13 protein-coding genes and 1 tRNA gene are annotated in these 16,722 nt (G+C 25.3%); 11 read left to right on the top strand and 3 right to left on the bottom strand.

The window, feature by feature from the left end:
• Window positions 1-65: 65 nt before the first annotated feature.
• The gene (dnaB, locus tag ICW73_01885) at window positions 66-1,463 is read right to left on the bottom strand and encodes a replicative DNA helicase (GenBank protein ID QNS01718.1); all 1,398 of its coding nucleotides are present in this window, start codon (window positions 1,461-1,463) and stop codon (window positions 66-68) included.
• Between the two features lie 983 nt (window positions 1,464-2,446).
• Here dnaB and ICW73_01880 point away from each other — a divergent pair.
• The 5 genes from ICW73_01880 (at window position 2,447) to deoD (ending at window position 8,092) form a co-directional block, all read left to right on the top strand.
• Window positions 2,447-2,968 (top strand): single-stranded DNA-binding protein, encoded by a 522-nt coding sequence (locus ICW73_01880; protein QNS02107.1) that lies wholly within the window; start codon window positions 2,447-2,449, stop codon window positions 2,966-2,968.
• Window positions 2,969-3,139: 171 nt separating this feature from the next.
• A complete protein-coding gene (locus ICW73_01875; protein ID QNS01717.1) occupies window positions 3,140-3,712 on the top strand; it encodes an NfuA family Fe-S biogenesis protein in 573 nt (190 codons plus the stop codon).
• A 761-nt stretch (window positions 3,713-4,473) separates the two neighbouring features.
• Window positions 4,474-6,087, top strand: coding sequence for a peptide chain release factor 3 (locus ICW73_01870; GenBank protein ID QNS01716.1), 1,614 nt, complete (start codon window positions 4,474-4,476; stop codon window positions 6,085-6,087).
• A gap of 34 nt (window positions 6,088-6,121) precedes the next feature.
• Window positions 6,122-7,345: a phosphopentomutase gene (locus ICW73_01865; GenBank protein ID QNS01715.1), complete on the top strand. Its 1,224-nt coding sequence runs from the start codon at window positions 6,122-6,124 to the stop codon at window positions 7,343-7,345.
• Window positions 7,346-7,378: 33 nt separating this feature from the next.
• Window positions 7,379-8,092, top strand: a complete 714-nt coding sequence (deoD, locus tag ICW73_01860) for a purine-nucleoside phosphorylase (GenBank protein ID QNS01714.1) — start codon at window positions 7,379-7,381, stop codon at window positions 8,090-8,092.
• Window positions 8,093-8,097: 5 nt separating this feature from the next.
• Here deoD and ICW73_01855 read toward each other — a convergent pair.
• Window positions 8,098-8,182 (bottom strand) — tRNA-Ser (locus ICW73_01855).
• Between the two features lie 501 nt (window positions 8,183-8,683).
• Between ICW73_01855 and aroK the strand changes: the two genes are divergently transcribed.
• The 4 genes from aroK to trpS all read left to right on the top strand — a co-directional run bounded on the left by aroK (window position 8,684) and on the right by trpS (window position 12,909).
• Window positions 8,684-9,208: a shikimate kinase AroK gene (aroK, locus tag ICW73_01850; GenBank protein ID QNS01713.1), complete on the top strand. Its 525-nt coding sequence runs from the start codon at window positions 8,684-8,686 to the stop codon at window positions 9,206-9,208.
• Window positions 9,209-9,257: 49 nt separating this feature from the next.
• Window positions 9,258-10,355 carry a 3-dehydroquinate synthase gene (aroB, locus tag ICW73_01845; GenBank protein ID QNS01712.1) on the top strand — a complete coding sequence of 366 codons (1,098 nt, stop codon included), beginning with the start codon at window positions 9,258-9,260 and terminating at the stop codon, window positions 10,353-10,355.
• A gap of 828 nt (window positions 10,356-11,183) precedes the next feature.
• Complete coding sequence (rpe, locus tag ICW73_01840) at window positions 11,184-11,870, top strand: ribulose-phosphate 3-epimerase (protein QNS01711.1); 687 nt, start codon at window positions 11,184-11,186, stop codon at window positions 11,868-11,870.
• Between the two features lie 28 nt (window positions 11,871-11,898).
• A complete protein-coding gene (trpS, locus tag ICW73_01835) occupies window positions 11,899-12,909 on the top strand; it encodes a tryptophan--tRNA ligase (protein QNS01710.1) in 1,011 nt (336 codons plus the stop codon).
• An 89-nt stretch (window positions 12,910-12,998) separates the two neighbouring features.
• Here trpS and tsgA read toward each other — a convergent pair whose 3' ends face one another.
• A complete protein-coding gene (tsgA, locus tag ICW73_01830) occupies window positions 12,999-14,174 on the bottom strand; it encodes an MFS transporter TsgA (protein ID QNS01709.1) in 1,176 nt (391 codons plus the stop codon).
• Between the two features lie 353 nt (window positions 14,175-14,527).
• Here tsgA and ICW73_01825 point away from each other — a divergent pair, with 353 nt between their 5' ends.
• Entirely contained in the window at window positions 14,528-15,745 is a 1,218-nt protein-coding gene (locus tag ICW73_01825; protein ID QNS01708.1) for an acetylornithine/succinyldiaminopimelate transaminase, read from the top strand.
• A gap of 190 nt (window positions 15,746-15,935) precedes the next feature.
• A complete protein-coding gene (fkpA, locus tag ICW73_01820; protein QNS01707.1) occupies window positions 15,936-16,700 on the top strand; it encodes an FKBP-type peptidyl-prolyl cis-trans isomerase in 765 nt (254 codons plus the stop codon).
• The last annotated feature ends 22 nt before the right edge of the window (window positions 16,701-16,722 follow it).

Raw genomic sequence — 16,722 nt, 5'->3', positions numbered from 1 at the left:
TTACCATTTAAATTATTAAAATTCAACAATTGTGTTGTTTAAAAAAATAATATGTATTTTAATTTTTAATCATATTTAGGGTTGGAATAATTGTCGAATCTTGACCAATGTCCATTAAAGGTTAAGCATACTGTTCCAATTGGTCCATTTCTTTGTTTTCCGATTATAATTTCTGCAATTCCCTTAAAATCGCTATTTTCATGATAAATCTCGTCACGATATATAAACATTATTAAATCAGCATCTTGTTCTAATGATCCTGATTCACGTAAATCTGAATTCACTGGTCTTTTATCGGATCTTTGTTCTAAAGATCGATTAAGTTGTGAAAGTGCTATTACTGGTACTTGTAATTCTTTTGCTAATGCTTTTAAAGTTCTAGAAATTTCTGCAATTTCAAGTGTGCGATTTTCGGAAAGAGATGGAACTCGCATTAATTGTAAATAATCTACCATAATTAAAGTTAAACCATTATTTTCTCGATAAACACGACGTGCACGAGATCGAACTTCGCTTGGAGTTAACGCTGCGGAGTCATCAATATAGATATTTTTTTTCTTTAGTAGTACATTAATCGTACCAGACATACGTGACCAATCTTCATCATTAAGTTGCCCAGTACGAATTCGTGCTTGATTCACTCTTGAAAGAGATGCTAGCATACGCATCATAATTTGTTCACTTGGCATTTCTAAACTAAAAATTAAAACTGGTTTGTCATACAGCATAGCAGCATTTTCACACAAATTCATGGCAAACGTTGTTTTTCCCATTGAAGGTCGTGCTGCAATAATAATTAGCTCTGAACGTTGTAATCCTGATGTTTTTTTATTTAAATCTTGGTATCCTGTATTAATTCCAGTTACTCCGTCATGGGTGGATAAAAACAATTTTTCAATGTTAGTTACTGTATCATCTAATATTTGTTCAATATTTTTTGGACCTGAATCTTTTTTAAATCGTTTTTCTGCGATTTTAAATACACTTGATTCTGCGTAATCTAATAATTCTTCACTTTTTCGACCTTGTGTATCATATCCAGCATTTGCTATTTTATTAGCTACTAATATCATTTCTCTAACAATTGCACGTTCACGAACTATATCGGCATATGCTGTAATATTTGCTATACTAGGTGTGTTTTTTGAGAGTTCTGCCAAATAAGAGAATCGACCTACGCTTTCTAATTTACCTTTTTGCTCTAAAGATTCAGATAATGTAATTAAATCAATAGGATAGCCTAGATCAAGTAGTTTTTGCATTTCTTGAAAAATTACGCGATGTGGTTTGCTAAAAAAATCATCTGCAACTACATGTTCTGAAACTGTATCCCATTGTTCATTATCTAACATTAATCCACCTAATACTGATTGTTCAGCTTCTAAAGAATGCGGTGGTATTTTTAATCTATTGATTTGATGAAAATATAATTTATTTTTAGCCATTTTTGTTGCATGTACCATTATTAAAAGTCAATTACCGCGACATTATATCGTAATGTTACTGTCTCAAGACTATCGATTACTAATTAAGTTATCTACATTAAAATATTGTTAAGTTTTATATTTAATTGTTTTATTTTTTTTATAAATCGGAAATTATGCGTAAGAATCCATATTATTTTAATTTTTATTTTAATTATTTATAAATAAAATATTAATATATTTTTTCTTATAAATAATATGTTTTTAAATTTTAATAGTAATAGATAGTTATGAACTGATTGTTTTAGTAGATGAAACATTTTCATAATATAACATTTTTTATCATATATTTTTATTTTACAAATACCGTTTAATTAAAATTTTTTTCGAAAAATGCACATGTTATTAATACAACTTTTTTAAAATGATTTTAAAAAAATTAAAATAAAACACTTTGAACAATGTTTAAATAGCAGTTTTTATGATTAATCTTTTATATGAATTTTGACATGTTATTTTTTAAAAATATTAAATCCAGTATTTTTAGAATTGTCTTAGAAAGGTTTGGTATAGAAATTGATTTTTTAATTATGCTTAATTATTTTTAGTTTTATAAAAATATATAAATTATTTTTTGGAATATTTAATATAATAGTTTTAATAAACGTATTATACACATTTTTGTATGTTTTGAAGTTAAATTTTTATTGTGAACATAATACAAAATAGATTTTTAACAGTTTATTATAGATCAAAAATAATAAAAATTATGTATTGATTAAAAAGACAAATAAAGTTATTTTTTTAATATATTTATTAATTTTAAATAATAATTATTAATATGAATTCAGTAATATATTTTGTGTTTTTTAAACAATTTTTTTGATAAAAGTGTACTATTATTTAAAATAATTATATTTTTAATTAAAATAGATTATTTAAAATCAGTTATTTTGTGGAAAATGAGAAATTATTTTTATTAAAAATGTAATTTTTTTAAGACATCAAAAATGGAGTTGTCTATGGCAAGTAGAGGTATTAATAAAGTTATTCTTATCGGTCATTTAGGTCAAGATCCTGACGTGCGTTATATGCCTAATGGAAATGCAGTAGTAAATATGACATTGGCGACTTCAGAACATTGGAAAGATAAAAATACTGGAGAAAACAAAGAAAAAACGGAATGGCATCGAGTGGTATTATTTGGAAAATTAGCAGAAATTGCAGGAGAATATCTTAGAAAAGGTTCACAAGTATATATTGAAGGTTCGTTACAAACGCGAAAATGGCAAGATCAAAACGGATTAGAACGATATACGACAGAAATAATTGTAAATATTAGTGGAACTATGCAAATGTTAGGAAGTCGTAATGTTAATTCAAGTACGATGTCTTCATCTCATGAAAATAGCAATGTTAACGCAATTAAAACAAAAATATCAGATCAAGAAACCTCTGCAAAAAGCATAACAGAAAAATATGCAAAAAATAAAGAATCATTGTCTTCTTCAGAAATGGATTTTGACGATGAAATACCCTTTTAATATATTTTGAAATAATTTATATTTTAGCCCCATTTCTCCGGGGCTATGAATTTTTGTTAAGAACATTTTAAAATTGTTTATTTAAAATAAAAAAATTAATTTTCTTGTATTTTTTTTTATTAATGAGTAGTATTTATTAATATTTTTATTTTTTTATTAACGATGATTGCCATGATTCATGTATCTAAAAATGCTCAAAAACACTTTTTATTGCTTTTATCAAAAGAACCAATAGGTACACAAATACGTGCATTTATTTCTAATCCAGGAACTGAATTAGCTGAATGTGGAATAGCATATTGTTTAAAACATGAAGTAGAACCATCAGATATACAGTTGTCATATAATAATTTTTCTATTTACATTAATGAATCTGTTATATCGTTTTTCAAAAATGCTGAAATTGATTTAATTGTTGATAATCTTGGAACACAGCTAACTTTAAAAACGCCCTATGCCAAAGTAAATGTTCAAAAACCAATATCTTTAGAAGATAAAATTAAACATTTTTTTATTACAGAAATTAATCCACAATTATCTATGCATGGTGGAAAAGTTAATTTAGTAAAAATTGAAAATAAGAACATTGTAGTTGTAGAATTTAGTGGCGGTTGTAATGGATGTGCTATGATTGATCAAACCTTAAAAGAAACAATTGAAAAAAAAATAATTTATCTATTTCCTGAAGTTCAACAAGTACGTGATGTTACGCAGCATGCACATGGACAACATTCTTTTTATTAAATTTTAATTGATAGATTGATATATCAATTTTATGTTTATTATTTTTAGGTTGTCTAAATTTTTACAAGAATATTTATTTTTCTTGAAAACTGCAAGAACATTAATAACATTTTAAATATTATATAATTTTTATTGGCATAATTGGATCATATTAAAACATATTATCTTTTTTTTCGTTTTACTTATATTTAATTAATTTGATTATAAATTATATGATGTTCAAAATTATGGCATTTTATAAAGTATTATTATTTTGTAAAACGATATTATTTTTTTTGAATATATTGACGTATTTTATGAAAATAAATAATACTCTTAAGATAACATTAAAATTAGATAAAAATTTTTATAAATTATATTAAAAGTATTTTATAATAATAGTTTTTTGGTAAAAATAAAAAAATATTTAGTATATTTTCATCTGTATGATAAACATTTTTTTAATTTTATAAAAGTACAATATGTTAAAAAACGTAATTATGATTAATATATAATTTTTCATATTTTCTTATTAATAAAATTAATCATTATAAAATATAATGATGATATTAAAAAAATTACCGTTTAAATTTAAATAGTTGAATTAATATATTTAATATCTTGTTTAAAACAGATTATAAAAAACATTTAATAAGATAATAATTCTTTTTTAATAAATTATTAAAAGCAATCTAATTAAGTCTTTTAAGTAATTTTTTATTTTTAATATATAAAAAATATTTTTTAATATTTATTAATAAGTAGTTTTAATGAGTATATATATGTTTAATATTAATCATGAGATAGAACTTAAGAAAAGACGCACTTTTGCTATTATTTCTCATCCTGACGCAGGAAAAACTACAATTACTGAAAAAATGTTATTATTAGGTAATATTGTTCGTGATTCTCGACAAAATACAGGAAAGAAAAATAAAAAATATACTAAGTCAGATTGGATGAGTATTGAAAAAAAACGCGGAATTTCTGTAACTACTTCAGTGATGCAATTTACATATAGAAATATTTTAATGAATTTATTGGATACGCCTGGTCATGAAGATTTTTCGGAAGATACATACCGTATTCTTACTGCTGTTGATTGTTGTTTATTAGTGATTGATGCAGCAAAAGGAATTGAAATAAGAACAAAAAATTTAATAAATGTTGCTCGAACGCATAATATTCCAGTTATCACTTTTATAAATAAATTAGATCGTGATAGTCGCGAACCTATATCGATTTTAGACGAAATTGAAAAAGAACTAAAATTCTTATGTACTCCTATTACCTGGCCGATTAGTTGTGGAAAAAATTTTCAAGGTGTTTACCATATTTATGAAAATGTGATACATAAATATAAAAATATATATCAAAATAACACAGGATCATGTCCGCTAAATAAATATTCTGATTTTTTCGACATGTTGTCGAAGCATTGTATTGATAAAAATTTATCTGATAGCATTGGAAAAGAATTAGAATTAATTGTCAACATATATCCTAAATTTAACAAAAAAGAATTTTTGAAAGGAATAGTAACACCTGTTTTTTTTGGTAGCGCTTTGAGTAATTTTGGAATTGATCATATATTATCAAGTTTAATAGAATGGGCACCATCACCATTACACCGAAAAAGCAATAAACGAATTATTCAACCTGAAGAAAAGCATTTTTCCGGATTTATATTTAAAATACAAGCTAATATGAATTTAAAGCATCGAGATAGAATAGCTTTTATGCGGATTGTATCCGGGCAATATAAACAAGGTATCACGTTACGACATGTGCGTACAAAAAAAAACATTAGCATTTCTAATGCTGTTTCTTTTATAGCAGGTGATCGATTTTTAGTAGAAAAAGCATATCCTGGAGATATTATAGGAATACATAATTACGGCACAATTAATATTGGAGATACTTTTACTCAGGGTGAAGAAATTCAATTTCTTGGTATACCGAGTTTTGCTTCAGAGATATTTCGAAAAATTAATTTAAGATATCCTATTAAACATAAGCAATTTTTAAAAGGTTTGATGCAACTATCAGAAGAAGGTACTGTTCAATTTTTTCGACCATTAGAAAACAATAATATCATTTTAGGTGCCATTGGTTCACTGCAATTTGATGTAGTAACTGAACGTTTGAAAACGGAATATAATATAGATGCAATCTGTACGCAAGTCAGTGTTGTTATAGCACGTTGGATTCGCGCAAAAGATAGTAAGATACTTGCTAAATTTGTTAAATGTTATCGTCCTTATTTAGCATATGACAGCTTTAATAATTTGATATATTTAGCACCTAGTTTTGCAAATTTTAAAATAGTTACTGAAGAAAACATTAATATTTCTTTTGATAATGTAAGAGAGCACTATTCTTTACAAAATATATAATTTATAAATTGTAATTGACTTTAGGTATGCAATAATGAAACGAGTGTTTTTAATTGTTTTAGATTCTTTTGGAATCGGTTCAAGTGATGATGCTTACAAATTTGATGATGTTGGTTCAGATACATTTGGACATATAGTAGAACAATGTTTTTTAGGAAAAGCAAATATAAATCGGCATGGTCCATTACGCATTCCAAATTTAGAAAAGTTAGGTATAGTGCAAGCTGCTAAAGAATCTACAGGAAAAATATATTTAGGATTTAATGACGATGTACAAGTTATTGCTAGTTACGGATTTGCTAGCGAAATTTCTTCTGGAAAAGACACTACTTCAGGGCACTGGGAAATTGCAGGAGTACCATGCTTAGATAATTGGGATTATTTTAAAAATACAAATTTTAGTTTTCCTGATCCCTTATTACAGGAAATCATTACTACAGCTGAACTGAAAGGTATACTCGGCAATTGTCATGCATCTGGAACAGACATTATAAAACATTTTGGTCAAGAGCATATAATTACAAAAAAACCTATTTTTTATACTTCATCAGATTCAGTATTACAAATTGCATGTCATCAAGATCAATTTGGATTATCTAATCTTTATAATCTTTGTAAAATTGTACGTGTTATTTTAGATAATTGTAATTATAAAATTGCAAGAGTTATAGCACGACCATTTGTAGGTGATAATAAATCAAATTTTACAAGAACCGGAAATAGACGTGATTTTTCTATAAAACCTCATTCCGATACTATTATGGAAAAGTTAATCCATGAAAAATGTGGACAAGTAGTTGGTATAGGAAAAATTGCAGATATTTATTCTAATGTAGGTATAACTAAACAGATTAAATCGATTGGATTGGATTCGTTGTGTAACGATACTATTCGAGAAATAAAACATGCAAAAAATAATACTATAATTTTTACTAATTTAGTAGATTTTGATTCTCAATGGGGCCATCGTCGAGATGTTTCTGGTTATGCTAAAGGATTAGAATTTTTTGATGCACGTTTATCGGATATTATAGATTTAATTCAATATCAAGATTTATTAATTTTAACTGCTGATCATGGATGTGATCCAACGTGGGTAGGTACTGAACATACACGTGAGCATATTCCTATATTAATTTATTCTCCAAGTATATTTCCACGTTATTTAGGACATCGAAAAACTTTTTCTGACATCAGTCAAACACTTGCAAAATATTTCTCATTGTCTAAAATGAAATATGGTGAAAACATGTTATAAAGCATATAAAATTGTTTTTAAAAGGAATATTTTGTGCCAACACTTCATATTAACAGTAAAAAAAATGATTTTTCAGAGATTGTTCTTATGCCTGGTGATCCAATACGAGCAAAATATATTGCTGAGAATTATTTAAATGATTATTTTCAAATTAATACAACTCGTCTAATGTTAGCATATACCGGATATTATAAGAAGAAAAAAATTTCAATTATGAGTCATGGTATTGGGATACCATCTGCATCTTTGTATACAAGAGAACTAATTGTTGAATATAATGTTAAAAAAATTGTTCGAATAGGGACTTGTGGCACAGTACTTGATTATATTAAATTACGCGATGTTGTTATCGCTATGGGTGCGTCTACTGATTCTAAAGTTAATCGTGTACGTTTTCAAGATCATGATTTTGCAGCTATTGCAAATTTTAACATGATTTGCAATGCAGTTTCAGTTGCAAAGTCTATGAAAATTTATGCGCATGTTGGTAATTTTTTTACAACAGATTCTTTTTATAATAATGATCAAGAAATGTTAAATATTTTAAAAAAATATAATATTATTGGAATTGATATGGAAACATCAGGTATATACTCGGTAGCATCTGAATTTAACGTAAAAGCATTATCAATATGTACTGTTTCAGATCATATTTTGAAACAAGAACGCGTATCCTCAAAAGATAGAGAATCAAGCTTTGATAATATGATTCAAATTGCTTTAGAATCAGTTATTTTAAATTCGTAAATTTTTGGTGAGAAAGGGATTCGAACCCTTGATACGTTTCCATATACACGCTTTCCAGGCGTGTTCCTTCAGCCTCTCGGACATCTCACCGTTGTTTTACATTTTTTGATTTAGCGAAAACATTTGAAACAATGTTATACGAAAAGTTATTAAATAAAACTCATTATTTATAATTTAAAAAATATTTTAATGGTGTATTAAAATGCTATTAATAACCATGTAAAAAACACAAAGATTAATTTTTTTATTTTAGTTAATAAATATATTATATTTTTAATAAGAAAACAAATTTTTTAACAAAAAACAAGAAGTATAGAAATTATTCCATGTATTCTGATAGAATATATGGTGTTTTTAAAACAATAAACTTACAGAATTTATATTTTGTATCTTTTTAAGTAAAAGATATTAAAAATTATTTGTAAAAACAAAAAACACTTTTAAATATATTTTTATTAAATTTTACAAATAAGGAATTTCTTATGAACACAACGTTATATTATTTTTTATAAACAAGTATGTATTTATGTCCTGCTAGCAAAATTTGCTAAGCATTGGTGTTATTAACATATTATCTAATTAATAAAAAAAATGGCAGAAAAACGAAATATTTTTCTAATTGGGCCAATGGGTGCAGGAAAAAGTACAATTGGCCGTCAGTTATCTCAACAGTTGAATATGGAATTTTTTGATTCTGATCGAGAAATTGAAAAACGTACTGGTGCAGACATAAGTTGGGTTTTTGATATTGAAGGTGAAAGCGGTTTCCGAGAACGAGAAAAAGATATTATTAATGAATTAACTCAAAGGCAAGGTATTGTTCTTTCTACCGGCGGCGGTTCAGTCATGTTTAAAAATACACGTAATTTTTTATCAGCTCGGGGTATTGTAATATATTTAGAAACAACTATTGAACAACAAATTGTACGTACTAAAAGAGATAAAAAAAGACCAATGTTAACATCGGCAAGTGCTTCAAATCGTATAATATTAGAAAAATTAGCTCTAGAACGTGATCCATTATATCAAGAAATTGCAGATATTACTGTTCGCACTGATGAACAAAGCGCTAAATCTGTTACGTGTAATATAATTCGTTTATTAAAAAAAATATGATTGTTTTACGATCATAGGCAATACGAATGCATTTGGAGTATCAAATATTATGGAACAGATAAAAATAGTTTTAAAAAAATGTAGTTATCTTATTAATATAGGATCTGGTATTCTTGAAAAAGAAGATATTTTTTTTCCTTTAAAACCAGGCAATCAAGCTATGTTAGTAACTAATACAACGTTATCTAATATTTTTAAAAATAAAATTTTTTATTTGTTGAAAAAATCTGGTATACAAGTAAATCAAGTAATTCTTGCAGATGGTGAAGAACATAAAACATTAGATGAAATGGAATTAATTATTTCTGCATTGTTAAAAGAATATCATTCTCGTGATACAACATTGATCGCATTAGGCGGTGGTGTAATAGGTGATATTACTGGATTTGCTGCATCTGTATATCAACGAGGTGTGCGTTTTATTCAAATTCCAACAACACTTTTATCTCAAGTAGACGCGTCTATTGGTGGAAAAACAGGTGTTAATCACATTTTTGGGAAAAATATGATTGGTTCATTTTGGCAACCATCATCTGTAATTATTGATCTTGATTTTTTATCTACGTTACCATATTGTGAATTAGTTTCTGGTATGGCTGAAGTTATAAAGTACGCTATTGCATTTGATGCAAACTTTTTTAACTGGTTAGAAGAGAATGTTGAAAAACTATTATCATTAGATTATGAATTAATGTTGTATTGTATAAAAAGATGCTGTGAGATTAAAGCAAAAATTGTTTCTTTAGATGAGAAAGAAAATAATATTAGAATGTTGTTAAATCTCGGTCATACATATGGTCATGCTATTGAAACAAATACTGGATATGGTTCTTGGTTGCATGGTCAAGCAATATCAGTAGGTATAGTAATGGCATCGCGCGTTTCAGAATTGTTAGGATATTTATGTAAAAAAGATCGAATTAGAATATTAAGTTTATTAAAACGCACTGGTTTGCCCATTATAGGCCCAAAAAATAAGTCTGTTTCTTCATATTTTTTACATATGATGAAAGATAAAAAAAATTTTTCTGGGATTATGCGATTAGTTTTACCTGTATGTATCGGACAAGCAGAAATACATAGTAATATAAATAAAGATATTATTGTATCTGCGATTAAATATTCTTTACGAGAAACGGAAGAATGAAAAAATAAGCGTGATATTTAATTACATTTTTTATATCTTAAAAGATCGTTTCAGAATATAAAAGATGTAAAAATTTTATATTTTTTAAATAACTACTTTTAATAATGTTTTTTGATAAAAATTATATGTTAAAGAGACAACCATACTTAATATGCTTATAAAAATAAGCTGTTAGATTTATTCTGTAAAATTGTAACATGATGCTTTTATAATCGATTTTTATAATTTATATATAAATTATATTAAATATTTTATCGTTTTTAAACATGCATGTATATTATTGATAATTATTACATATATATTTTTTGTATTATTATTATAATTTAGTAGATTTTTGAATACAAAAAGTATATTTTTAATGGTATAAAGAATATTTTTAATAAATTTATTGTAATTTTGTTGAATGACTGATTTTAAAAATAAATATTTTTATGAATTTTTATAGTATTAAAAAAAATTTTATTGATGAATACAATATGCAAAATTTTTTTATGTTAAAAAATGTATTCTATATTAGCGGTCTTTTATTTAATATAAATTGTTAAAAATTACTTGTTTTCGTTATTTTAAAATAATAGATAAAGAATATTGTTTTGATAAATCCTACATTAAAATTATTATATTAATATAATTTTTTATTTGATTTACTTGAATTAAAATATCATATTATTTGGATATATCATGATTTTTTATTGGGTAATAAAAATAAATTAATGATTAGTTTTACAACAATGAACATATGAATTTTTTTATAGTAGTTTTTATTTTTATTTAAAATTTTATACTGATATTATTGTATTTTTTAAATATATAATAGTATTTTATGACATGAAAAAATTTTTTTTAGCGCCATCAATTTTATCTGCTAATTTTGCATGTTTAGGAGAAGATGTTAAAAAAGTTATAAATGCAGGTGCAGACTTAATACATTTTGATGTCATGGATAATCATTACGTACCTAATTTAACCATGGGTCCTATGATTTTAGAGTCGCTAAGAAAGTATAATATTACTGCACCGATTGATGTACATTTAATGGTTACACCAGTAGACAATCTGATTCCACAGTTCGCTAAAGCTGGAGCAACTTTTATTACTTTTCATCCTGAAGCTACGTTGCATATAGATCGAACATTAAATTTAATTAAAGAATGTGGATGTAAAGTTGGATTAGCATTGAATCCCGCTACACCTCTTTTTTTTCTTGATCATGTAATAGAAAAATTAGATTTAGTTTTGATAATGTCTGTAAATCCAGGATTTGGTAATCAAATATTTTTATCATCTACATTTGAGAAATTGCGTGAAGTTAAAAAACGAATTGATCTAAACACAAATAAAATATTAATTGAAGTAGATGGTGGAATAAAGTTAGAAAATATTGCTAAAATAGCGTATTTTGGAGCAAATATATTTGTTATTGGTTCAGGTTTTTTTAAATATTCCGATTATAAAATTATAGTAAAGAAATTACGTTATGAAATACAACAGTCTTACATGAAATTTGTTCACTAAGCATGTTATTTTATTTAGGATTTTTATAATGCAATTAAAACCAATATTATTTAGTGCAATTCAACCATCTGGAAATTTAACTCTTGGAAATTATATAGGAACAATGCGGCATTGGTCAAAAATGCAAAATGATTATGATTGTTTGTATTGCATTGCTGATTTGCATGCAATGACTTCTATTTCACAGTACAGTTGCTTAAAAAAATCAACGTTAGATGTTTTATCTTTGTATTTAGCTTGTGGGATAAAGCCGAATAAAAGTATTTTATTTTTACAATCACATGTACATCAGCATAATCAGTTAAATTGGATTTTGAACTGTTTTAGTCGATTCAGTGAATTACTTCGCATGACTCAATTTAAAACAAAAAAAAAATTTCATTATGATTCTATTATGAAGAATAATTTAGGTTTATTTAATTATCCTATACTAATGGCATCAGATATTTTGTTATATCAAACAAATATAGTACCTGTAGGGCAAGATCAAAAGCAACATTTAGAATTAACTCGTAATATAGCACGTCGTTTTAATTTATTGTATGGAAATATTTTCACTGTACCCGTTCCGTTAATTGATAAATATGGTTCTAAAATTATGGCATTATTAGAACCTCATAAAAAAATGTCTAAATCAGATCATAACAAAAATAACGTTATTTTTTTGTTAGAAAATATGTCATCTGTAATATTAAAAATACAACACGCTGTAACTGATTCAGATAAACCACCAAGAATATATTATAATAAAAAAAATAAACCAGGCATCTCTAATTTATTAGAAATTCTCTCTATAATTTCAAAAAAAGATATTTCTCATTTAGAAAAAGAATTAGAAAATGTAACATATTCTGAATTTAAAAACATTGTTTCAGAATATGTATCTAATCTTTTATCCAAATTGCAAGCATCTTATACAAAATATCGTAATAATGAGTTATATTTGAAAAACATACTTTATGACGGTGCTGTGCGTGCTCGAAGCAAATCAGAAATTATTCTAAAAAAAATATATTCCAAGTTAAATTTATTTCTATAATTGTAAATAAACCAGAAATGATATTTTCTAGTTTATTTGATGTTTAATGTTGTTTTAAAATTTTTACTAGAAACATTTTATTATCATGTTTATGCAATTTTTCTGGGAGTATTGTGTTTTTTTTTATTAAAATATATTAATAAAGATAAAATAAATACTATACTATATAGTATATTTGAACTTATTAGTGCTGCATATAATCCGATTTTTTCAACAATGGGACTGGTTACAACAAATGTTAGTAAAGTGCCAATTGTTCCACATAACAAAATTAAATTTATTAATTTAGGTGATGGTGTTTCTGTTTCTAATGATGCAAGTGTTATTATAATAGTATAAATTGCGCTGGAAAAAAATCCTAAGCTAATGATTGTGTATTGCAATATTTCAAAATTTTTTCCATGTATAAAAAAATACATAAATATTGTAGAAATGCCAATAAGTAATATAAATGTACGTTTTAAATTAAAAAACTTAATTATTAAACTAAAAAACCACATTCCAATCATATATGACATCCAAAAACTACTAATTAGTTTTCCGGTATTTTGCATATTAATTTTTATAATTTTAGTGGTGTATTGTGGTACCCACGAAATGAATCCCAATTGTCCTAAAATGTATAATAATGCTGCAATTGACAATAAATATATATTTATATTTTGGTTTTTGTTTATTTTTGTACTTTTAATTTTATTTTTTAACAACGGAAAATTTAAATTCATTGTTAATAAAAAAATAAATAAATAAATGCTTCCAACACATACATATACCCAGTACCATAAGATTTTATTTTCTAAAATATAAGCAGTAATGATTGGAAAAATCATACCCGACATACTGAAAAAAGAATCGGTTAGTAATAATTGAGCACTTCTTTTTTTTTCTGAATACAAATTTGTTATAATAAAAGTTCCAATGGACATCGTAATACCACTGACAATGCCTAGCATAAATATATTTATTGAAAAATAAAATGTATTCTTAGAATAGATTAAACCTATTATGGAAATTATTGTTAAAAAAAATCCAAATATTAGTTGTTTTTTTTGTGATATAATTTCTATTAACCAGGAATTTAAAAAAATTGATATTAGAATACCTGCATTTAAAAATGTAAATGTATTGCTCATTTGAGATATAGATAAATTGAAATAATCAGCGATATTTCCCATGATCATTCCTGTTACAATAATTAATGCACCTGTAAATGCATAAGATAAAAAACTAATCCATGTTAGACCTATTTGATTGATATTTTTCATGATTTTATTACCTGTTTTGTTAGTTTTAAAACTTATAAAAATATCATAAAGATAATTTTATTTATGGCATGCTGATATTATACATATGTGTTATATGATAATTTTTGTATATTTAAGAAATATATTTTTAATTATAATTAAAATTTTTATTGTATTTATTAAAATCAGTTTTATTTATATAAAATATCCTGTATATTTTATGATAAAAATTTATTCTATTTTTAAAATCTTCATTGACAGAATATTGTTGTTATGAGTTTTTATGAAAAAATAGAATTTGTAAAAATAATTTTTTGTTAAAAATATTTTTCTAGAAATTTTTTTATATTAATAAATATATTTTAGGAAGTTGAATGATATTAAAAAAAAAAATAGTTACGCGAAATGATTTTAATGATTTGATTGTACCATTTTATAATCCTGTTTCTTTTATTCCAATTCGCGGAAAAGGTAGTCGTATTTGGGATCAGGAAGGAAAAGAATATATTGATTTTTCAGGTGGAATTGCTGTAACAGCATTAGGTCATTGTCATCCAGTATTAAATAAGATTTTAAAAAAACAAAGCACATTACTTTGGCATGTGAGTAATATTTTTGTTAATGAACCGTCTTTACGATTAGCAGAAAAATTGATTTCTTCAAGTTTTGCTGATCGTGTTTTTTTTGCTAATTCAGGCGCAGAAGCAAACGAAGCAGCATTTAAAATCGCTCGTTATTACGCATATAAAATTCATCAACCTAAAAAAAATAAAATTCTTTCTTTTTACAATTCATTTCATGGACGTACCTTTCTGACTGTTTCTGTAGGTGGTCAATCAAAATATTCCAGTCATTTTGGACCGAAACCGATTGGTATTACACATGCTACGTTTAATAACATTGATTCTGTAGAAAAAATTATTGATAAAAATACTTGCGCAGTTGTTGTTGAATTAATTCAAGGTGAGGGCGGTGTTATGCCAGCATCTTTGTCTTTTATAAAATCTTTAAGAGAATTATGTGATAAATATAATGCACTTTTGATTTTAGATGAAATACAAACTGGAATTGGTCGAACAGGAACGTTATTTGCTTATCAATATTATGGCATTAATCCAGATATCATCACGATTGCTAAATCTTTAGGAAATGGTTTTCCTATAAGTGCAATGTTAACTACAAATGATGTTGCATCTGTTTCAGAGTTTGGTATTCATGGAACTACATATGGTGGAAATCCTCTTGCTTGTACTATAGCAGAATCAGTTATAGATATTGTTAATACTAATAAAGTATTATTAGGTGTTAAAAAACGATTTCAACAAATTATTTCCGAATTGCATACAATAAATAAGCGTTTTAATTGTTTTCAGGACATACGCGGTCGAGGTTTATTAATAGGCATTGTGTTAAAACAAGACATTACTGAAAAAATGTATAAAATTTTACATGAATCTTTTGTAGCAGGTGTGATTATTTTAAATGCTGGCAATAATGTAATTCGTTTAACGCCATCATTAATTATTACTAAAGCGGATATTGTTGAAGGTATGCGGCGATTTTGTCGTGCTTTAGAGAAAAGTTTATTGTAAATTTTTATTAAATTAACATTATTTTTTATTGTATTTTTTAAAAATTTTATGTTATTAAATAATTTAAGAATTTTATATTAATATTCGTTAAATTTAATTAAATTATATTTCCTAGATTAGGAAATTACACATTTGATAGATTGTGATTTTTTAATTATACGAGATATTCCCTATATTTTTGGATTAATATATGTTTTTTTTACTTCTAAAGAAAATAATATTTTTTTACATATTTTTATATACTTCAAAATCTTTTTCAGGAACGCCTATACAATTTTATAATGATACAAAACATTACTTAGAAGTAAAAAATATATTTAAAAATCATCATGAAAAATTATCTTATGCATTAGGTACATCGTTAGGTAATTATATTAATCAATCTTTTGAAAAGCAAAAGAAAATAGGTGTAAGATTAAATAAGTATGATCTTTTAAAAGGAGTTCGAGACGCTATTACTGGACATACAAAAATACCAGAGATAGAGGTGTCTTTATTACTTAAAGAATTGGAAGATAAGTTAAAAAATGCAACAATAATTCAATTAAAAAAAGATGCGAAAGAAAATTTAATACATGGAAAATTATATATGGAAAAACTTTTGGAAATGAAAGGAGTAAAAAAAACCAATAGTGGTCTTTTATATATTATTAAAAGAGAAGGAAAAGAAAAAATATTAAAAAATAATGCGCAAATTACTGTTCATTATAGAGGATCATTTATTAATGGTATAGAATTTGATAACTCATATCAAAGAGGACAACCGATATCATTAATGTTAAAAGATGTTATATTAGGTTGGCAAGAGGGTTTAAGATACATTGGAAAAGGAGGAAAAATAAAATTAGTAATTCCACCAAATTTAGGGTATGGAGAGCGAGAAATTAGTGGTATTCCAGGAAATTCTACTTTAATTTTTGATATAGAATTATTAGACGTTATAAATGTTAAATAATATCTTTATACGTATCTTTAAA

It is taken from the genome of Buchnera aphidicola (Pentalonia nigronervosa) (assembly GCA_014622685.1).
GTDB classification, from domain to species: Bacteria; Pseudomonadota; Gammaproteobacteria; order Enterobacterales; family Enterobacteriaceae; genus Buchnera; species Buchnera aphidicola_BD.
This window is presented reverse-complemented; position numbering and strand designations above follow the sequence as displayed.